Raw genomic sequence first — 19,946 nt, 5'->3', positions numbered from 1 at the left:
TTTCGGGATAAAGACATGCGTAAAATCAAAAACCTAAAGCGCATGGAGCGAACCTGAAAGATCGCGACGCGCTTTAAGCCCACGGAGTTCCATGCAATGGCCGAACTCAGCGACGAACAGAAACGCGATTTCGAGGCGGCCGCCTTCCGCCGGCTGGTCGATCACCTGCGCGAGCGCGGCGATGTCCAGAACATCGACCTGATGAACCTCGCCGGCTTCTGCCGCAACTGTCTGTCCAACTGGTATCGCGAGGCCGCCGAGGCCGACGGCGTCGCGCTGTCCAAGGACGAGTCGCGCGAGATCATCTACGGCATGCCCTATGCCGAATGGCAGGCGCTGAACCAGACCGAGGCGTCGGAGGCCAAGAAGGCGGCGTTCGAGGCCAGGCGGCCGAAGGATCATTAGCGATGCCGAACGCTTTCGCGACTTCGTCATTCTAGGGCGGAGCAAGGAGCGAAGCGACGCGGCGCAGACCCTAGAATCCATTCCGTGACGCCTGCCGAAGAATGCCGCGGTCCAGACTATGATCGTAGCGGCGGGGTGACGTTCTGCATCGTAGCGGCGCTCCCAGGTCGCGGCATGGATCCTCGGGTCTGCGCGCGTCGCTTCGCTCCTTGCTCCGCCCGTGGATGACGAAAGGAGGGGCGTCTCGCCAATCTCCGAAGCATGCCACGACGGCATGCCTATGCCGAATGGCAGGCGCTGAACCAGACCGACGCCTCCGAGGCCAAGAAGGCCGAGTTCGAGGCGAAGCGGCCGAGGGATCATTAGCGATGCCGAACGCTTTCGCGACTTCGTCATTCTAGGGCGGAGCAAGGAGCGAAGCGACGCGGCGGAGACCCTAGAATCCATTCCGTGACGCCTGCCGAAGAGCACGGCGGTCCAGACTATGATCGTAGCGGCGCAACCCCGGGGGACGTTCTGCATCGTAGCGGCGCTCCCAGGTCACGGAATGGATCCTCGGGTCTGCGCGCGTCGCTTCGCTCCTTGCTCCGCCCGTGGATGACCAGCGGAGAGGCGCTTCTGCCAACCTCCAAAGCAGCAGCCTGCCACGAACGACGACCCTTGGTCGCTCCCTTGGTCCAAGCACTTCCAGAATACGGTCCTTGACTGCAAATTGAATCGATCTAATTTGCCGCACGAGGGCCATCCGGCATCGCGGACTTCAAACAATGAACGTGCAGACCACAATGCAAGCCGCGACCCGCGGCCGCTTTGCCGTTGCCGGCATTTTCCTTGCCAACGGCTTTCTCACCGGCAGCTGGGCGCCGCAGATTCCGGTGTTCCTCACCCGGCTGGACATTTCGAAATTCACCCTCGGCCTGCTGATCCTCTTGTTCGGCGTCGGCGCGGTGATGGCGATGACCTGGTGCGGCCATCTCATCTCCAGGCACGGCTCGCGCGCCGTGCTGCGCTGGTTCGGCCTCTGCGGCAGTTTCGGCCTGCTGGTAGTGGCCCTCGCCCCCAACGTGCCGCTCGCGGCAATCGCCATGCTCCTCTTCGGCGGCTCGATCGGCGGCATGGACGTCGCCATGAACTCCAACGCGGTCGTGGTGGAGAGAAGATTGTCCCGCGCTATCATGTCGTCCTCGCATGGCTTCTGGAGCCTCGGCGGCTTCGCCGGCGGCGCGCTTGGCGGCTACGCCATCCAGAATTACGGCTCCCTCGTGCATGCGACCGTCGTGACGGCGATCGCTTTCGCAGTGATCGCCTTTGCTGTTCGTTACCTCATCGCCGAGGACAGGCCGCAGGTCGCCGAGCACCAAAAATTCGCGCTGCCGCGCCACCCAATCGTCTATCTCGTCGGACTGATGGCGCTGCTCACCATGGTCTCCGAGGGGGCGGTGCTCGACTGGGCGGCGCTCTACCTGCATCAGGAGCTCGGCGCCGACCTTGCCATTGCCGGCCTCGCCTATGCAGCCTTCTCCGGCGTCATGGCGCTCATGCGCTTCCTGGGTGACGGCGTGCGCAACCGCTTCGGCGCCGTGGCGACGCTGCGCGGATCGGCGCTCGTCGCCGCGGCCGGCATGTTCGTGGCCGGCCTCTCGCCCTCCCCCTGGCTTGCCATTGCCGCTTTCGCCTTCTGCGGCTTCGGCATCGCCAATATGGTGCCGATCTTGTTTTCAGCCGGCGGCAACCAGGAAGGCATGTCTTCCGGCACCGGCATGAGCGTGGTCACCACCATGGGCTATTCAGGCATCCTGGTAGCGCCGTCGGCGATCGGCTTCGTCGCGGAACACTCGAGCTTCGGCCCGATCTTCATCGCGCTCTCCGGCCTGCTGGTCATCGTGCTGTTGATGGCCAGCCTTGCTCACCGCGCCGAATTCGCCGCCGAGCCGGATGGATTTCAGGTCGGATCGACCTGAAATCATCCGGCTCTAGGATCAGAGAAATAGAGCATGATGTCGTCCGAAAAACCGCTTCACACTTTTCGGCATCATGCTCTAGCCGGCGCCGGCGGAGTAGCGCTTCAGCTCTTCATGCAGGAAATCGGCGACGCGACGGATGCGCATGCTCGTGCGCACGTCGCGATGCATCGCAAGCCACACCGGTAGCACGGGCAAGGGAACCTCCGGCAAAAGCTTCTCCAGCTCCGGATCGCTGTTCGCCAGCGGCTCCTGGCCGATGCCGATGCCGTTTCCTGCCCGCACCGCTTCCCAAAGCACGATCTGGTTGTCGGTCCGGAAACGGAAATGGCTGCGGCCGATGGGAATGCCGAAGGCGGTGAAGCCGCGAATGATCTCGTCGCTGCGGTCGAACCCGACCAGGGCGTGGTCGGCGAGGTCGGCGGGCTTCTCCGGGCGGCCGCGCCGGTCGAGATAGGATTTCGCCGCGCACAGGCAGAGCGCAATGTCAGTGACCTTGCGCGCCACCAGCTCGTTCTGCGCCGGCCTGACCATGCGGATGGCGATGTCGGCATCGCGGCGCAGCAGGTTCTCGACCTGGTTCGAGGCGACGATCTCGACCTCGATGCCCGGTTCCTCCTCGCCAAGACGCGCCGTCATCTGCGGCAATACGCAGGCCGCAACCACTTCGCTTGCGGCGATGCGCACCGTGCCCTCGATCGCCTCGACCGAGCCCAGCGCCAAAAGCGAGAAGGCATTGGCCTGCTCGCTGACCGCCTGACCGCGCTCATAGAGCGTGCTGCCGGCCTCGGTGAGCTCATAGCCGCGCCGCCCGCGCCGGAACAGCGTGACGCCCAACGCCTGTTCCAGCTCGGCGATGTGGCGGCCGAGCGTCGGCTGGCTCGCCTCCAGCCTGCGGGCGGCGGCCGAAAGACTGCCGGTCTCGGCCACCGCGACGAAGCTCTTGATCAGGTTCCAGTCGAATTCCTTCATTCATTTTTGAATATCAGACCGCCGATATCTGTCAATTTTCATTCGCTTGCGAAGAGGACAGATTGATTGGGCAAACCCAAGCACCGGAGAAGACAAAATGACCAAGATCGCAATTCTGGGCGCCAATGGCCGGCTCGGCCGCGTGGTCGCCAAGGCCTTCATCGACGCCGGTTTCGACGTCCGCGCCGTCACCCGCACCGGCAAGGTGCCCGCCGAGCTCAAGGGCGCCACTGCGGTTGCCGGCGACGCGCTGGACCGCCAGTCGCTGATCCGCGCGACGCAAGGCGTCGACATCGTCTTCAACGGCCTGAACCCGATCTATACCGACTGGGGCAAGTGCCTGCCGATGGCCGAGAACGTCATGGCCGCCTGTCGCGCGAATAACGCGCCGCATCTTTTCCCCGGCACCGTCTACAATTACGGCTCGCCGATGCCGCGGGTGATCACCGAGGAGACGCCTTTCCATCCGACCACCGAAAAGGGCCGCATCCGCTGCGCCATGGAAGAGCTGTTCCGCCGCGAGGCCGATGCCGGCCGCGTGCGCACCATTCTGCTCAGGGCCGGCGACTTCTTCGGCGGCACCGGCAGCGGTTCCTGGTTCGACCTCGTCGTCGCCGCCAAGATGAGCAAAGGGAACCTACACCGCCCCCGGTCCGGCCGACCTCGTGCATGAATGGGCTTATCTGCCGGACTTCGCAGTGGCCTTCGTCGGAGTGGCGCGCAACCTCGACAAGCTCGGCTTCTACGAGGCGATCAATTTCCCCGGCCACGCCATCACCGATCTCGACATCAAGGCCGCGGCGGAGAAGGCGCTCGGCCGCAAGCTGAAGCTCTCCTTCATGCCTTGGTGGGTTCTGCGCGCCGGCAGCCCGTTCGTGGCCATGTGGCGCGAGATCGTCTCGATGTCCTATCTGCGCTTCGAAGCGCACCGCCTGGTCTCGGCGCGGCTGGAAGAGGTCATTGGCGAAATCCCGCACACCCCGCTCGATCGGGCGGTTGCGGAAGCCATGCAGGATATCGGCATCGCCGTTGCGCCCTCGCGTCAGGCCGCCTGATCGCGACAAGAGAGCATCCAGAAATGAAGCGGCCGGTCCCGAAAGTCCGGCCGCAATGTTGAGGTCAAATCCTGCCCATCAACAAAAGGATCAGCAGCACTATCAGAATGACGCCGACGATCCCCGACGGGCCATAGCCCCAGGAGCGCGAGTGCGGCCATGCCGGCACCGCACCGATCAGGATCAAGATCAGGATGATGATGAGAAGTGTGCTGATCGTCATGAAAAGCCCTCGCCGTATGGTTGAATACGAGGGAACAATGCAAAAAGCCGCCCGGTTGTTCCCCGGGCGGCTCTTTTGCCATTGGGTTCGAAACCGGCCTATTCCGCGGCTTTCGGGAAGGCTGCCCCCGGTTCGAGGTCGGTTTCCAAAGTCGGTTGATCGGTCGACACCTTGCCGCGGCGGAACAGGCGGCTGAACAAGCTGCGCCGCGCGCCGGGCTTCACCTTGGCGCGGGTGAACACCATCAGCATTGAAGGCGTCACCACCAGCGTCAGCAAGGTGGCGAAGGACAGGCCGAAGACGATCGCCGAGGACAGCGAAATCCACCACTGCGTCGACGGCGCGTTGATCGTCGTCTCGTGATGGAAGATTTCGAGGCCGAGGCCAAAGGCGATCGGCAGCACGCCGAGGATCGCCGACACCGCCGTCAGCACCACCGGTCGCGCGCGTTCGCGACAGGTCTGCAGCACCGCGTCCATCTTGTCCCAGCCCTCCTCGCGCAGCCGGTCATAGGTGTCGATGAGCACGATGTTGTTGTTCACCACCACGCCGGCGAGCGCGATGACGCCGATACCCGACATGACGATGCCGAAGGCCTCGCCAGTCAGAAGCAGCCCGAGGAACACGCCGATCGTCGCCATGACCACGCAGGACAAGACAAGCCAAACGCTGGTGAACTTGTTGAACTGCGCCAAGAGCACCAGGAAGATCAGGAAGATCGCGGCGCCGAAGGCCTTGCTCAAGAAAGCGCTGGCTTCCGCGCTGTCCTCGTTGGAGCCAGCGAGCTTCCAGCGGATGCCGCTGCCGAGGCCCATGTCGGCGACGGCCTGAGTGACCTCCTGCTGCACGGCCGCCACCTGCGCGCCGGCGCTGACATTGGCTTGCACGACCACGGTGCGCGCGCCGTCGATGCGGTTGAGGATGCCGACCGTCGGCTCGGGTTTGCGCACCACGAAGTTCGAGATCGGCACCGACCCTTGCGAGGTCTGCACCCTAAGCTCGTCAAGCGTCGACAGCGTGCGCCGGTCCTCCGGCAGACGCAGCCGGATGTCGACCGCGTCGTCGGCGCCGGCCGGCCGGTACTCCGACAGCTTGAGGCCGTTGGTTACCAGTTGCACCACCGTGCCCACGGAGGTCGGGCTGATGCCGTATTGCGCAGCCTTGGCGCGGTCGACCTCGAGCGCCCAGTCGACGCCGGGCGGCGGCAGGCCGTCCGAAACGTCGATGACGTTGGGTATCTTGGCGATCCGCGCCGCCACCGCGCGCGCCTTGTCGTCGAGGCCGGCAGGATCGGCGGCCGACAGCCTGATCTGGATCGGCTTGCCGGTCGGCGGGCCGGCTTCTGGCACGCGCACCTCGACGTCGACGCCGGGAATGCCGGCCGTCACCGCGCGCAGGTCGTCGAGGATCTGGTTGGCGGACTTGCGTTCGCGCCAGTCGACAAATTCGTACTGGATCACGCCGACGACGTCTTCCGGGATGTCCTGGCCGCCGCCTTGCGTCTTGCCGACGCGGGTATAGACCGACTTCACCCCTGGCCAGCCGAGCAGGCGGCTTTCGGCCGTCTTGGTGGCAGCGTCCATTTCGGCCAGCGAAAGGTTGCCGCGGGCATGCACGTAGAGCAGGCCGTAATCCGGCTCGACATTGGGGAAGAACTCGACGCCGGCGCCGTACTTGGAGTAGGCGAAGCCGACGCCGACCAGCAGGCCGACGGTGAGCAGGATGACGGTGATCGGGAAGCGCACCGCCTGCTTGACCAGGGCCATGTACCAGCCGTCGCGGTTGCTCTCCTCGTGATGCGCCGGCGCCTTGGCGAAGATGGCGCCGAGCGTCGGCGCAAAGACCAGCGCATAGAGCATCGAGGCCGACAGCGTCACGATCAGCGTGATCGGCATGTATTTCATGAAGTCGCCGATGATGCCGGGCCAGAACAAGAGCGGCGAGAACGCGGCGATGCGCGTCATCGTCGCCGCGATCACTGGGCCGGCCATGCGCTTGGCGGCCAAAGCGAAGGCATCCGCCTTCGGCATGCCTTCGCTCATGCGCCGTTCCGCGAATTCGGTGACGATGATGGCATCGTCGACCAGCATGCCGACCGCCAGGATGAGGCTGAACAGCACGATCATGTTGATCGTGTAGCCCATCATGGCGAGCAGAAGGATGCCGATCAGGAACGACGACGGGATGGCGAGGCCGATGAGCAGCGAGGCGCGGCCGGACAGCGCGTAAAGGATAACGATGAACACCAGGATGACGGCGATCATCACATGGTTCTGCAGGTCGCCGAGCAGCTGGTTGACGAAGACCGACTTGTCCTGCGTGTAGGTGACATGCATGCCTTCCGGCATCGACTTGATGAAGTTGTCCGACACTTCCCTGACATGGGTCAGCGTATCGATCAGATTGGCGCCGATGCGCTTCTTCACCTCGATGGCGATCGCCGGCTTGCCGTCGAGCCGGGTCACCGTCTCGGCGTCCTTGAAGGTCGAGCGTACGGTGGCGACGTCCTTCGCCTGCACCACGGCATTCGGCGTGGCGACGACCGGCAGGTTGGCGACGTCCTCGGGCGTTTCGATCAGCGACGGCACCTTGACCGCGTATTTGCCTTCCGAGCCTTCGAGATTGCCGGCCGCGACAAGGCTGTTGGAAGCACCTACGCCCTGGATCACCTGGTCGAGCTGCAGCCCGTACGAAGAGAGCTTCACCGGGTCGATGACGACTTCGACCAGGTCGTCGCGCGCGCCCTGCAGCGAGCCTTCCAGCACGCCCGGCACTTCCTCGATGCGGTCGCGCAGTTCGCGCGCCGCCGCCGTCAGCACGCGCTCCGGCACGTCGCCAGACAGCGTCACGACCAGGACCGGGAATTCCGAGACGTTGACTTCGGTGACGGTCGGCTCCTCGGCCGCCTGCGGCAGGTCGGCCTTGGCGTCCTGCACCTTGCTGCGCGTATCCTGCAGCGCGGTGGCCAGATTGGTCTGCGGCTGGAACTCGACCAGCACGTAGCCGCCGCCCTGGAAGGCCGCAGAGCGCATCTCCTTGAGCCCCTTGAGGCTCTTGAGCTTGCTCTCCATCGGCCTGAGCAGCAGGCGCTCGGAGTCCTCCGGCGAGATGCCCTGGTAGACCAGGCTGACATACATCATCGGAATCGGAACGTCGGGCTCCGCTTCCTTCGGCGTCGACTGATAGGCTACCCAGCCCGCAGCCAGAAGGAACATCAGCGCCGATATCGTGAGGCGGGCGTTGTGAATGGCGAGTCTGACGATGTCCATGACTTATGCCTGCTGTTTCGTTGGAAGCGGCGACACTGGCCGGCGGCGCCGGTCGGGCCGGCGCCGGGCGGTCGCGCTACTGCGTGCCGGCGGTGGCTTCGCTGATCAGCTTGTTGATGGTGGCCTGGTCGGCCTCGACGGGCTTCACCGGATCGCCTTCCTTCACCAGCTCCTGGCCGGCGACGATGATGCGCGCATCCCGCGGGATGCCGCCGAGGACCAGGCCGCGCGGCGTATCGTCGACGAGGTCGATCGGGAAGAAGGCCACCTTGTCGTCCTTGCCGACGGCGCGGATGCCGAGGTCGCCCTTGTCGCCCAGCGTCACCACCGAGCGCGGCAGCATGACCGCATCGGTCGGCTCGGCGCTGAGCGTGATCTCGGCCGTCATGCCGGCGGGGATGGAGCCATCCCCATTGGGGATCGCCACCTCGACGCGGAAGGTGCGGGTCTGCGACGAGGCATCCCGGCTGATGTAGCGCACCGTGCCGGTGACCTTCTGGTCGTTGACCAGGCGCACATTGGCCTCGTCGCCGATCTTGATGTAGCGCAGGTCGCGCTCGCTGATCTCGCCGCGCGCGATCACCGGATCGAGTTTGAGGATCGTCGCCACCTCGCCGCCTTGCATGACCGAGCTGCCGAGTTCGACCGGCACGCGGTCGATGACGCCGTCGAACGGCGCCTTCACCTCGTTGCGGTCGAGTTCGGCCTGTGCCGTCTCCAGCATCGACTGCGCCGCGGTGAGGTTCGAGCGCGCGGTGTCGAGCTGCAGCTTGGGCAGGTTGCCGGTCTTCATCAGCTTGAGCGCCGCTTCGAGTTCGGCCTGTCGCTGCACCAGGAGCTGCTTGGCGTTGTCGACGTTCGAGATCTTCTCCTCGGCGGCAAGCATCAGCACCAGGTCGCCGGTCTTGACGCGATCGCCCTGCTTGACCGGCAGCTTGTCGATGACGCCGGCGACGCGCGTGGCGAGCACCGCCCGCTTGTCGGCCTCGGTGAGGCCCGAGATGCGTATCGCCCGCGCGAAGGTCTTGCGCGGCGGCGTCACCACCGCGACGGTGCGCAATGCGGCCTTCGGCTCGGCCTCTGCCGTCTTCGGCTTCTCGGCTCCTGATTGCGCTGCTTTGCCTGCCTCCCCTGCATTCTGGTGGTCGGCGGCGCTGCCCACGGACGAGAACTCGCCCGTTGCCATCCAGGCAGCGAATCCGATGAGCACAGCAATGGCTGCAAGCTTGTGAAACCTGATTTTCGGCATCGTCGTTTTTCCGTTGCGGGCTTGGCGAGGTCGGCGCTTCGACTCCCTGGCGCGCGGCCGATATGGGTGCGCGCAAAGCCATGTTCAATTTGCCGTGATCGGCGAAGCGCGCTTCTACCTCAAAGTTGCGGCGCAATATAGTCAGAAAAATTGCAGCATCATTGCGCTTTCAATCGGTGCTTGCTGGCTTTTTCCACTTTTCGGACCGTCGGCAGCCGGCTTTTCCCGGTCCGGACAGATATTTTTGTTCGCGGGGACCCTCGATGGCAGTAGGCGTCAGCATGCTGCGGAATTTTTTCGCGCAATGACTTGCCCCATTGGCATGAGACAACGCTGAGGCGCGCCCGCTTCGAAAATAAATGCTGTCAGCCGATCAAGTTCAGCAAGCGGAACAACTGCTCGAATGTCCTGCCATAGGGCGGTCTGAGCAGGCCGCCGGCGCTTAGCCTGGACTGGACGAAGATCGGCTTTTCCTTGCTGAAGGTCCGGAAGCCCCATTCGCCGTGATAGGCGCCCATGCCGCTCTCGCCGACGCCGCCGAATGGCTGCCGCTCCTGCACCAGATGCATCATGCAGTCATTGACCGTGACGCCGCCGGCCACGGTTTCCCGCATCACCCTTTGGCGATTGGCGCTATCCTTGCCGAACCAATAAAGAGCGAGCGGACGCTCGCCCCGGTTCACATGCTCGATGGCGTCGTCGACCGTGCCGTATTCGAGGATCGGCAGCACCGGCCCGAAGATTTCCTCGCGCATCAGCCGCAAGGTCTCACCGGGATTCCTGACCAGGACGGGCGCCATCTTGCGGTCAGTGACGCCAAGCTCTTCATTTGCCGGGTTGACCTCCGTGACATCGGCGCCGCCTTCGCGCGCCTCGGCAATCATGTCGCTCAGCCGTTGGCGGTGCCGTTCGCTGACGATCGCCGTGTAGTCGGGATTGTCGGCGAGGCGAGGATAGAGCCGCGCCATCGCGGCGGCGAGCTTTGTGGCGATCGCCGCACCTTGCCCTTGCGGGACCATCAGATAGTCGGGCGCGATGCAGGTTTGGCCTGCATTCAAAAGCTTGCCATAGGCGACGCTTGCGACGGCAGCATCGAGATCGCAGGATTGATCGAAGATCGCCGGCGACTTGCCGCCGAGCTCGAGCGTGACCGGCGTCAGATTGGCGGCCGCGGCCAGCGCCACCTGCCGGCCGACCGCGGTGGAGCCGGTGAACAGGAGATGATCGAAAGGCATCGACACGAATGTCTTGCCGACGTCGGCATCGCCGACCGCCACGCTCATCTCGTCAGGGGAAAAATGCTCCTCTACCAAGCGGGCGAGCAGGTCCGAGAACTTCGGCGTCAGTTCGGAAGGCTTGATCAGCACCCGGTTGCCGGCGGCTAAAGCGGCGGTCGCCGGCGCGACGGCGAGCTGGAACGGATAATTCCAGGGCGAGACGATGCCGACGACGCCGAGCGGTTGCGGCAAAAGCCGATTGCGCCCAGGCAGGAAGGGCAGGCTGGTGGCGACGCGGCGTTCGCGCATCCATCCGCGCAGATGCCGAATGGCGTGCCTGATGCCGGCGCGAACGACGAACAGTTCCGCAAGCCGCGTTTCCTGCTGAGCCCTGCCGGAAAAATCGCTGTCGATCGCCGCGCAGATCTCGGCCTCATGCTTTTCGGTGAGAGCGAGCAGGCGCTTGAGCCGGTCCTTGCGCACCTCGAGGCTGGGAAAAGGCTCCTTCTCGAAGGCCCTGCACTGCGCTTCAAACCTGACCCCGAGGGAGTTCTGTCTGGTCTGCAGCATCGCTACCTCCCCTTTACGTTCAGGTAAGTTACATCGGCCTGGCAATCGAATCCAGCATTGCCCCGGTTCCGTCGGGGAATGTTCCCGGCGGTTGCCCCGATCCGAACGCCTCAAATATGCCGTTTGGCACCCGTCATCGACACAAGAAAGTCACCGGTCCGCAAATGGCCCTTTTCGCCGTTCAAGCGTTAATTGGGCGTGCGTAAACAGCCCTTGGCGATGGTGTGCGGCCGGTGACAAAACCGCAAGATCGGTCGAGCGCCTCATGTCCGCGCCGCTTAGCTGGAGCTGCCACGGAGAACAGAACGATGCAGGCGGCGCTGCAAAACTACCTTGCCCGGATGCAGCGGGTGCTGGATCACATAGACCGGCATCTGGACGACGATCTGGACCTGGACGCGCTGAGCAGCGTCGCAGCCTATTCGAAATATCATTTCCACCGGCAGTTCACGGCGACCTTCGGGCTGTCCGTGCATCGCTATATCCAGCTCGCCCGCATGAAGCGCGCTTCATACCGGCTGGGCTACGGGGATGCCGAAAGCGTCACGGATATAGCGATGGATGCCGGTTACGACGCACCGGATGCCTTCGCCCGCGCCTTTCGGCAACGGTGCGGGCAATCGCCTTCGTCGTTCCGGAGATCTCCCGACTGGGGGGCGTGGCTTATGGCCTTCGGGCCTCTCGACAACGCCAGGAGAAAGCTCATGCAGATAATTTTTACCCGCGACGACGTGACGATCCGCGATGTGCCTCCCACCCCGGTGGCGATCATGGAGCATCGGGGTGACCGGGCGACGCTCGGCGCTACGATCCAGCGGTTCATCGCCTGGCGCAAGGCCGCCGGCCTGTCGCCCGAAACAAGCCCGACCTTCAATGTCTTCCGTTCCGAGAGATGTCCCGCTGTCGCGGCCGACTACAGCATGGACATTTGCGTCGGGACCGACCAGCCGATCGACGCGAACGACGAGCAGATGAAGGCTGGCGTGATCCCCGGCGGACGCTGTGCGGTGCTGCGCTACCCCGGCAATACCAACAATCTGGAGCCCGCCGCGCTTTACCTTTATCGTGAATGGCTTCCGGCCAGCGGCGAGGAAGCACGCGACTTTCCGGTCTATTGCCAACGACGGCTGTCCTTCTCCCCAGAGATGGCGGTGCCCGAGATCATCGTCGAACTCTTTCTCCCTCTGAAATAGCGCGACAGGAAAGCGGCTTGTCCTGTCCGAGCGAGAAGCGGGACAGGCCGCCATCCAACGATCTCGATCTTTGTGAGGTCGCGACCTGGCAAATCAGGCGCGGCGTCGCGCCGATTCCGGCTTGATGCGCGCTGCGAGGAATTCCTTGACGCGGCGCCCCGGCGCCGGACCGCGCACCGGCTTGAAGCCGTCGTCGAGCTCGCCCGACAGGTCGAGCGTCGCCTGGCTGCCGACGGCGTCGTAATTTTCCTCCAGCCAGTCGCTGGCGGCATTTCGGCCGAGGTCGCGCAGATAGGCGAGGAAGGCCCATTCGGCATTGACCTTGGACGAGGCCGAGAGATCCTTGAACGCCTCGTCGGCGTCGATCCTGTGCATGCGGATATCGCGGTATTCGCCATGCGGCAGGCGGCCGGCCGCGATCAGCTCCTTGACGAAGGCAATCGAGCGGAATTCGCGCAGGAGCCCTGCGTTGAAGGTGATCTCGTCGATCCGGTTCTGGATCTCGTTGGCGCTCTTCGGCGTGCCTTCGCGCACCACCGGATTGATCTGCACCAGCAGCACATCCTCGGTCGCCGCCGTCTTGAAGAAAGGATAGAGCGCCGGATTGCCGCCATAGCCGCCGTCCCAGTAAGGCACCCCCTTGATCTCGACCGCGCGGAACAATTGCGGCAGGCAGGCGGAAGCCATCACCGTGTCGAGGTCGATCTCGCCGTCGGAGAAAACGCGCAGCTGTCCGGTCTCGACATTGGTCGCCGAGATGAAGAGCTCGATCGACTTGCAGGCGCGCACATTGCGGAAATCGATTTCTTTCTCGACCACGTCGCGCAGCGGGTTGAGGCCGAGCGGATTGGCGATGTAAGGCGAGAAGACCCGCGACATGGTATCGAAGAAAAAATAGCCGGGCGTATTCTCGATCGACCAGTTGCCCCACACGACATCCCACGGCATGCGCTGCACCGGGCTGAAGCGGCCCTTCGAGGCCACCGCACGCCAGAACTTGTCGAGCTTCTTGCGCGCGCCCTCGACGCCGCCGCGCACGAAGCCGTCAGCCAGCGCGACCGCGTTCATGGCGCCGGCGCTGGTGCCGGACACGGCCGCGATGTCCAGCCGCCCGTCCTCGAGCAGGCGGTCGAGCACCCCCAGGAGAAGGCGCCGTGCGAACCGCCGCCCTGGAGCGCGACGTTGATCTTCTTCTTTTCCCCCGCCTTGCCGTTCTTCGCCATGACGTTCCTTGTCTTGATGCTTCGGCCTGCCCTTGCGTCATAAGGAGCAGCCCAGCGCAATCAGCCTATGTTGCAGCGCAGCATATAAGGGCGGACCAAGGCAAGAACACGAACACACAAGCGTGATCTGTTGAAATTTCGGCAGTCGCCTTCGTCATCCTATGGCGGAGCAAGGAGCGAAGCGACGCGGCGCAGACCATAGGATCCATGCCGTGACTTTCGAGAGCCGCGACGGTGCAGAAAGAGCGACGGCAGCGCCATGCGCTCGTTCTGGATCGCCGCATTCTTCGCTTGATGTATCGGCATGGATTCCAGGGTCTACGCTTCGCGTCGCCCTGGAATGACGAAGTTCGAGGGGCTTCGGCCAATTCCGAACGTTTACGCGGTGCAATGATCACCGATCCGCGCTGTCAGGCGACGAGATCGGGCACCGGCCCGACATAGCGCGACTGCGGCCGGATCATCCGCCCGGTCACCTGCTGCTCGCGCGCGTGGGCGATCCAGCCGGCGACGCGGCCGGCGGCAAAGACGTTGGAGAACGCTTCCTCAGGGAAGCCGGCGGCTTCGAGCAGCAGCGCCGTATAGAACTCGACATTGGTCTGGATCGAACGCTGGGGCTTGGCGATCCTGAGCACGTCGAGCGCCGCCTGCTCCACCGTTTCGGCGAAGGCCAGCCGGCTGCCCGCCTTCCCGCTACTCGTCTGGCTCCTGGCGCCAAGTCGCCGCACCACGGCCTTCAGCACGTCGGCGCGCGGATCGCGCACGCGGTAGATGCGGTGGCCGAAGCCCATGATGCGCTCGCCGCGCGCGATCTCGTCGCGCAGCCAGGCGGCGGCGTCGCCGCTCGCCTCGATCGCGTCGAGCATCTCGATCACCGGCCCCGGCGCGCCGCCATGCAGCGGACCCTTGAGCGCGCCGAGCCCGGCCAGGATCGCCGAGGTCAAGCCGGCCTGCGTCGATGCCACCACGCGCGTCGCGAAGGTCGAGGCGTTGAGCCCGTGGTCGCAGACCGTCACCAGATAGGTGTCGAGCGCCTTGGCAAGCGCCGGCGATGCGGTGCCGCCGAGCATCTTGAGCATATCGGCGGCATGATCGGCGCTTGCATCCGGAGCGATCGGCTTCTTGCCGCGGCTGAGCCGCAGCAGGGCCGGCGTGAGCACCGCCGGCGCCGCGGTCAGCCGCAGCGCATCGGCAAGCCCATCGCCGTCGGGCAGCAGGGCGATGCCGGCGCGCATGGCGCTGTAGATATGGAGCGGCGCGAGCTCCGTCAGCATCGGCTGCAGCCGTTCGAAAACCTCGACGCGCGCATCGCCGATGGCTTTTTCCAGCTCGGCATCACCGGGAAGCTCGTCGAAGAAGCCGTCGAACAAGAGGCGCACCACCTGGCCATAACGCCAATGGGCGGCGAGTTCCGTCAGGGAATGGCCTCGGATGGTGAGATGGCCGCCCGCGCCATCGACATCGGAAAGCACCGTGTCCGCCGCCACAACATCATCAAGCCCGTTTGCCATGACTTGTCTCCTTGACCTTTTGTGCACTGCAATTAATGCTGCGCAACCAATGCATCAATCTTGATCAATAGAATCAATGTGAGGCACCAGGCATGTCCGAATGGTTGACACGAGAGGAAGCGCTGACGCGGCTCAACGTGCGGCCGCAGACGCTTTATGCCTATGTCAGCCGCGGCCGCATCGGCATGCGGCCCGACGAAGTGGACCCGCGCCGCAGCCAGTATCGTGCCGACGACATTGCCGCGCTTGCCACCCGCCGGGCGCGCGGACGCAGCCCGCAGGCGATTGCCGAGAGCGCCATCGCCTGGGGCGAGCCGGCGATCACCACCGCCATCTCGACGGTGCTGCATGGCCGCCTCGTCTATCGCGGCCAGGATGCCGTGGCGTTTGCGGCGGCGGCAACGCTTGAGCAAACCGCCGGCCTGTTATGGGCCTCCGGCGCTGCCGTATCCTTCGCTTCGCTGACCCCTTCGACCGCGCGGCAGAGCGGTGCTTCCACGGCATTTGCGAGACTCTCGGCGCTTGCGGGCGAAGGCCGGCCTTCGCTCGGCCGCAGGCCGGCCATGCTGCAGCAGGACGGCGCCAATGCGATAAGCGTGATCGCCACCGCGCTCGGCGCGATCTTCGGATCGGAGCCGGTGCATGAAAGGCTGGCGCGCGCCTGGTCGGTCGACGCGGCCGGCGCCGATCTCATCCGCAAGGCGCTGGTGCTGCTTGCCGATCACGAGCTCAACGCCTCGACTTTTGCCGCGCGCGTGGCGGCCTCCACCGGCGCGCCGATCGCGGCCTGCCTGCTTGCCGGTCTCGCCACCCTCACCGGCCCGCGCCACGGCGGCGCCGGCGCCGCGGCGATCGCCCTTGTCGAGGATTCGGAACGGCTGGGCCCGGACGAGGCGATCGCGCGCTGGCTCGCCCACGACCGGCCGCTGCCCGGCTTCGGTCATCAACTTTACCCCGAAGGCGATCCGCGCGCGGAAGCCTTGCTGCCCGATGTCGAGATCGATGACGGGCTCCTGCATCTGCGCGACGCCGTCGTTGCCGCGACCGGCATGCATCCGAATGTCGATTTCGCGCTGGCCGCGCTGACGCGCAGCCTGCGTCTCCCCGCCGACGCGCCCTTCCGCCTGTTCGCGCTCGGCCGCAGCGTCGGCTGGACGGCGCATGCCATCGAACAAGTGACAAGCAACAGGCCGATCAGGCCCCGCGCGCGTTACGACGGGCCGCTAAGGCCGGAACGATCTATGGTCTAACCGTTGGGGATTAGCCGAAAGGCCTATCGCTTCGTCATACTCGGGCTTGACCCGAGTATCCATGCCGTGGCCCTTGCCGTAGGGTACAAACGTGCAGAATTCTGCAATTGCTGCAACGCTTTAATGTAACGGCATGGATCCTAGGGTCTGCGCGCGTCGCTTCGCTCCTTGCTCCGCCCTAGGATGACGACGTCAGAGACGCCTCGACCACCACAAGCGTTCGCAACCGCCAACACACCCGTCAGGACATCGTGTCGAGCTTGCGCTGCATCGCGGCGATCTGCGCCTTCAATTCCTGCAGATCGTCGGATTTCTCTTCCTTCTTCGGCGGCTCGGCAGGCGCCGCGGAATTGTTCCCCGCGGACGGGAACGGCGTGAACATGCGCATCGCGTTCTGGAACATTTCCACGTTCCGGCGCGTCTGTTCCTCCAGCGCCTTCATCGGCGTCTTCATCATGTCGATCGGCGTCTTGCCGAAGGCGCCCTTGAGCTGCTCGCGGAAGCGCTCCTGCTCCTTGGAGAAGGCGATCATCGACTGTTCGAGGAAGCTCGGCACGATCATCTGCATCTGATCGCCGTAGAAGGAGATCAGCTGGCGAAGGAACGGGATCGGCAGCATGTTCTGCCCATCCTTGTTCTCCAGCTCGAAGATGATCTGTGTGAGCACCGGATGCGTGATGTCGTCGCCGGTCTTGGCGTCCTGCACGGTGAACTCCTCGCCCTTCTTGACCATCTCGGCCAGATCCTCGAGCGTGACATAGGTGCTGGTGCCGGTGTTGTAGAGCCGGCGGTTGGCATATTTCTTGATGACGATCGGGTCGTCTTTTGCGGCCATCCGTATCCTCCCCAGGATACCGGCGCGTTCAGAGTAAGCGGCCGGTAACGATTGCGCCATTTGTCGAGGATATGCGCAAAAGCGTCACAATTCCAAGTGGTTTGTGCAGTGCGGCATCATTTAATGCGGAATGAGCGGAGCAAATTGTACCGCGCGCTGATGGCTGCGCTGTCACGATAGGCGCCCGACCTGCTTGCCGCGCATGGCGGCCATGCCCATTTCCGGTTTGACTCGGGTTCCCTAACGGGCAAGAAAAGTCTTCAATGATCGCCTAAAACACGACACCTCGAAGTCTGGAGAAGAAAATGTCCGCTTCCAATTCAATCGTCGTTGCCAGCGCCGCCCGCACGGCGGTCGGGTCCTTCAATGGCAGTTTCGCCGCGACGCCGGCACATGAGCTCGGCGCCGTGGTCATCAAGGAACTGCTCGCGCGGGCCGGCGTCGAGGCAGGCGAGGTCGACGAGGTCATCCTCGGGCAGGTGCTGACCGCCGCCCAGGGACAGAACCCAGCCCGCCAGGCCTCGATCAATGCCGGCCTGCCCAAGGAGACCACCGCCTGGGGCCTCAACCAGGTTTGCGGCTCGGGGCTGCGGGCAATCGCCCTCGGCATGCAGCAGATCGCCACCGGCGATGCCAAGCTGATCGTCGCCGGCGGCCAGGAATCGATGTCGCTCTCGCCGCATGCCCAGCATCTGCGCGCCGGCGTCAAGATGGGCGACTACAAGATGATCGACACCATGATCAAGGACGGCCTGTGGGATGCCTTCAACGGCTACCACATGGGCAACACCGCCGAGAACGTCGCCCGTCAGTTCCAGATCACCCGCGACGACCAGGACGAGTTCGCGCTCGCCTCGCAGAACAAGGCCGAAGCGGCACAGAAGGCCGGCAAGTTCAAGGACGAGATCGTCGCCTTCACCATCAAGGGCAAGAAGGGCGACACCATCGTCGACCAGGACGAATATATCCGCCATGGCGCGACGCTGGACGCCATGACCAAGCTGAAGCCCGCCTTCGACAAGGACGGCACGGTCACTGCCGCCAATGCTTCAGGCATCAATGACGGCGCCGCCGGCGCGCTGCTGATGACCGAGGCCGAAGCCGCCAGGCGCGGCATCACGCCGCTGGTGCGCATCGCTTCCTGGGCGACCGCCGGCGTCGACCCGGCGATCATGGGCACCGGCCCGATCCCGGCCTCGAAAAGGGCGCTGGAAAAGGCCGGCTGGTCGGTCAAGGACCTCGATCTCGTCGAGGCCAACGAGGCGTTCGCCGCGCAGGCTTGCGCCGTCAACAAGGGCATGGGCTGGGATCCCTCGATCGTCAACGTCAATGGCGGCGCCATCGCCATCGGCCATCCGATCGGCGCTTCCGGCGCCCGTGTCTTCAACACGCTGGTCCATGAAATGCGCCGCCGCGGCGCCAAGAAGGGCCTGGCGACGCTGTGCATCGGCGGTGGCATGGGCGTCGCCATGTGCGTTGAAGCGTTGAACTGAGGCAGTAGCGAATAGCGAATAGGGAGTAGCGAATAGGGAAGAAAAAGCGTCGCGCGGCGGGATATCAGATCCCTACTCGCTATTCGCTATTCGCTACTCCCTATTCGCTCCTCCGACCAAAAAAGGGAGGAACTTCATGTCCAAAGTCGCAATAGTCACGGGCGGATCGCGAGGCATCGGCGCGGCGATATCGGTGGCGCTGAAGAGCGCCGGTTATTCGGTGGCCGCGAACTATGCCGGCAACGACGAAGCGGCGCAGAAATTCAAGGCCGAGACCGGCATCCCCGTCTACAAATGGTCGGTCGCCGACTACGATGCCTGCGCCGCCGGGATTAAACAGGTGGAGGCCGATCTCGGCCCGGTCTCGGTGCTGGTCAACAATGCCGGCATCACCCGCGACGCCATGTTCCACAAGATGACCCGCGAGCAGTGGAAGGAGGTTGTCGACACCAACCTCTCCGGCGTCTTCAACATGACGCATCCGCTCTGGAGCGGCATGCGCGACCGCAAGTTCGGCCGCGTCATCACCATCTCCTCGATCAACGGCCAGAAGGGCCAGGCCGGCCAGGTCAATTACTCCGCCGCCAAGGCCGGCGACATCGGCTTCTCGAAGGCGCTTGCCCAGGAAGGTGCCCGCGCGGGCATCACCGTCAACGTCATCTGCCCGGGCTATATCGCCACCGAGATGGTCAAGGCGATCGACGAGAAGGTGCTCAACGAGCGCATCATCCCGCAGATCCCTGTCGGCCGTCTCGGCGAGCCGGAAGAGGTCGCGCGCTGCGTCGTCTTTCTGGCGTCGGACGAGGCCGGTTTCATCACCGGCTCGACCATCAGCGCCAATGGCGGCCAGTATTTCACCTGAGATCTTATCTCACCTGATGTTCTTCGATGGCAGGTGGCCCGGAGAAATCGGGCCACCTGTTTTTGTCTGCGCTCCCGGCGGAACGCGTGACGCATGCCTCAATTCGGCACGCAAAAGTTAACGGCTTCCGCGCGCCCTATGCGAAATCCCGTTCACAGCTTGTGAATTTTCGGTGCGCAAGCTGTGGACAACACCATATCTAGAGGTGAACAAAACGGGAAAGTTCGTAGATCGCTGATTCGTCGCCGATTCGTTCCGGCTTTGGCCGAAAAGTTAACGCGCGGAGCGGAAACGGCGTCAAAATAATTAATGGGCGATTAGGAAAGATCAACCATTTCATAACTTTGGCGACTGCACTCAGGTAAGCCGCCACCGTTCGCCGGCAAAAGTTAACGGCCGTTCGAAGCGCGCCCGAGCCAAGCATGAAACGGGCCAGTTCTTGGATTCAGCATGTGGTGAGACTCAGCGTCAAAAAATCCACATATAGCCGTGAACAAAACCTGAATCAGGCCGAGTCAGCGATTCGTCGCCGATTCGTTCCAGACTCGTTCCAACGGTTAATCGGCCGCAGATTTTGACCTTGCCCGTCGGCGCGCCATTTTTTTCAGGGAACATTCCGCTTTCGCTTCGCGTCTGAAATCCCTATGTGTCGCCTGTC

14 protein-coding genes and 3 pseudogenes are annotated in these 19,946 nt (G+C 64.1%); 8 read left to right on the top strand and 9 right to left on the bottom strand.

Annotated features, from left to right (window positions below):
• Positions 1–96: 96 nt before the first annotated feature.
• From EJ071_RS08590 to EJ071_RS08580, 3 genes and pseudogenes are all read left to right on the top strand, one after another.
• Positions 97–405, top strand: a complete 309-nt coding sequence (locus EJ071_RS08590; RefSeq protein ID WP_126097491.1) for a DUF1244 domain-containing protein — start codon at positions 97–99, stop codon at positions 403–405.
• Positions 406–684: 279 nt separating this feature from the next.
• Positions 685–771, top strand: a pseudogene (locus EJ071_RS40230) (DUF1244 domain-containing protein); the annotation flags it as partial.
• A gap of 401 nt (positions 772–1,172) precedes the next feature.
• Positions 1,173–2,366, top strand: a complete 1,194-nt coding sequence (locus EJ071_RS08580) for an MFS transporter (RefSeq protein WP_126097490.1) — start codon at positions 1,173–1,175, stop codon at positions 2,364–2,366.
• Between the two features lie 78 nt (positions 2,367–2,444).
• Here the strand turns inward: EJ071_RS08580 and EJ071_RS08575 are convergent, their stop codons facing one another.
• A complete protein-coding gene (locus EJ071_RS08575; RefSeq protein ID WP_126097489.1) occupies positions 2,445–3,338 on the bottom strand; it encodes a LysR family transcriptional regulator in 894 nt (297 codons plus the stop codon).
• Positions 3,339–3,435: 97 nt separating this feature from the next.
• Here EJ071_RS08575 and EJ071_RS08570 point away from each other — a divergent pair.
• Positions 3,436–4,393: pseudogene (locus EJ071_RS08570) on the top strand (SDR family oxidoreductase).
• Between the two features lie 64 nt (positions 4,394–4,457).
• On the opposite strand, the gene EJ071_RS08565 reads toward EJ071_RS08570, so the two are convergent.
• The 4 genes from EJ071_RS08565 to EJ071_RS08550 all read right to left on the bottom strand — a co-directional run bounded on the left by EJ071_RS08565 (position 4,458) and on the right by EJ071_RS08550 (position 10,921).
• The gene (locus EJ071_RS08565) at positions 4,458–4,616 is read right to left on the bottom strand and encodes a DUF3309 family protein (protein ID WP_126097488.1); all 159 of its coding nucleotides are present in this window, start codon (positions 4,614–4,616) and stop codon (positions 4,458–4,460) included.
• A gap of 98 nt (positions 4,617–4,714) precedes the next feature.
• A complete protein-coding gene (locus EJ071_RS08560) occupies positions 4,715–7,885 on the bottom strand; it encodes an efflux RND transporter permease subunit (protein WP_126097487.1) in 3,171 nt (1,056 codons plus the stop codon).
• 76 nt (positions 7,886–7,961) lie between these two features.
• The gene (locus EJ071_RS08555) at positions 7,962–9,134 is read right to left on the bottom strand and encodes an efflux RND transporter periplasmic adaptor subunit (RefSeq protein ID WP_126097486.1); all 1,173 of its coding nucleotides are present in this window, start codon (positions 9,132–9,134) and stop codon (positions 7,962–7,964) included.
• A 365-nt stretch (positions 9,135–9,499) separates the two neighbouring features.
• Positions 9,500–10,921, bottom strand: a complete 1,422-nt coding sequence (locus EJ071_RS08550) for a coniferyl aldehyde dehydrogenase (protein ID WP_126097485.1) — start codon at positions 10,919–10,921, stop codon at positions 9,500–9,502.
• A gap of 308 nt (positions 10,922–11,229) precedes the next feature.
• On the opposite strand from EJ071_RS08550, the gene EJ071_RS08545 reads away from it, so the two are divergent.
• Entirely contained in the window at positions 11,230–12,114 is an 885-nt protein-coding gene (locus tag EJ071_RS08545) for an AraC family transcriptional regulator (RefSeq protein ID WP_126097484.1), read from the top strand.
• Between the two features lie 93 nt (positions 12,115–12,207).
• Here the strand turns inward: EJ071_RS08545 and EJ071_RS08540 are convergent.
• A pseudogene (locus EJ071_RS08540) lies at positions 12,208–13,337 on the bottom strand (patatin-like phospholipase family protein).
• Positions 13,338–13,747: 410 nt separating this feature from the next.
• On the bottom strand, positions 13,748–14,848 hold the full coding sequence (locus EJ071_RS08535; protein WP_126097483.1) for a citrate synthase/methylcitrate synthase: 1,101 nt from the start codon (positions 14,846–14,848) through the stop codon (positions 13,748–13,750).
• 92 nt (positions 14,849–14,940) lie between these two features.
• Here EJ071_RS08535 and EJ071_RS08530 point away from each other — a divergent pair, with 92 nt between their 5' ends.
• Positions 14,941–16,098, top strand: a complete 1,158-nt coding sequence (locus tag EJ071_RS08530; RefSeq protein WP_126097482.1) for a citrate synthase — start codon at positions 14,941–14,943, stop codon at positions 16,096–16,098.
• A 241-nt stretch (positions 16,099–16,339) separates the two neighbouring features.
• Here EJ071_RS08530 and phaR read toward each other — a convergent pair whose 3' ends face one another.
• On the bottom strand, positions 16,340–16,933 hold the full coding sequence (phaR, locus tag EJ071_RS08525) for a polyhydroxyalkanoate synthesis repressor PhaR (RefSeq protein WP_126097481.1): 594 nt from the start codon (positions 16,931–16,933) through the stop codon (positions 16,340–16,342).
• A 305-nt stretch (positions 16,934–17,238) separates the two neighbouring features.
• Between phaR and EJ071_RS08520 the strand changes: the two genes are divergently transcribed.
• Together EJ071_RS08520 and phbB are read left to right on the top strand one after the other, a co-directional pair.
• Positions 17,239–18,426: an acetyl-CoA C-acetyltransferase gene (locus tag EJ071_RS08520; RefSeq protein WP_126097480.1), complete on the top strand. Its 1,188-nt coding sequence runs from the start codon at positions 17,239–17,241 to the stop codon at positions 18,424–18,426.
• Between the two features lie 136 nt (positions 18,427–18,562).
• The gene (gene phbB, locus EJ071_RS08515) at positions 18,563–19,288 is read left to right on the top strand and encodes an acetoacetyl-CoA reductase (protein WP_126097479.1); all 726 of its coding nucleotides are present in this window, start codon (positions 18,563–18,565) and stop codon (positions 19,286–19,288) included.
• A gap of 468 nt (positions 19,289–19,756) precedes the next feature.
• Here phbB and EJ071_RS38405 read toward each other — a convergent pair whose 3' ends face one another.
• Entirely contained in the window at positions 19,757–19,903 is a 147-nt protein-coding gene (locus EJ071_RS38405) for a hypothetical protein (RefSeq protein WP_189521428.1), read from the bottom strand.
• Positions 19,904–19,946: the final 43 nt, after the last annotated feature.

The organism is Mesorhizobium sp. M1B.F.Ca.ET.045.04.1.1 (assembly GCF_003952465.1).
In the GTDB taxonomy this organism is placed as follows: Bacteria; Pseudomonadota; Alphaproteobacteria; order Rhizobiales; family Rhizobiaceae; genus Mesorhizobium; species Mesorhizobium shonense.
The sequence above is the reverse complement of the archived record's forward strand: the minus strand, read 5'-3'. Positions and strand labels throughout refer to the sequence as shown.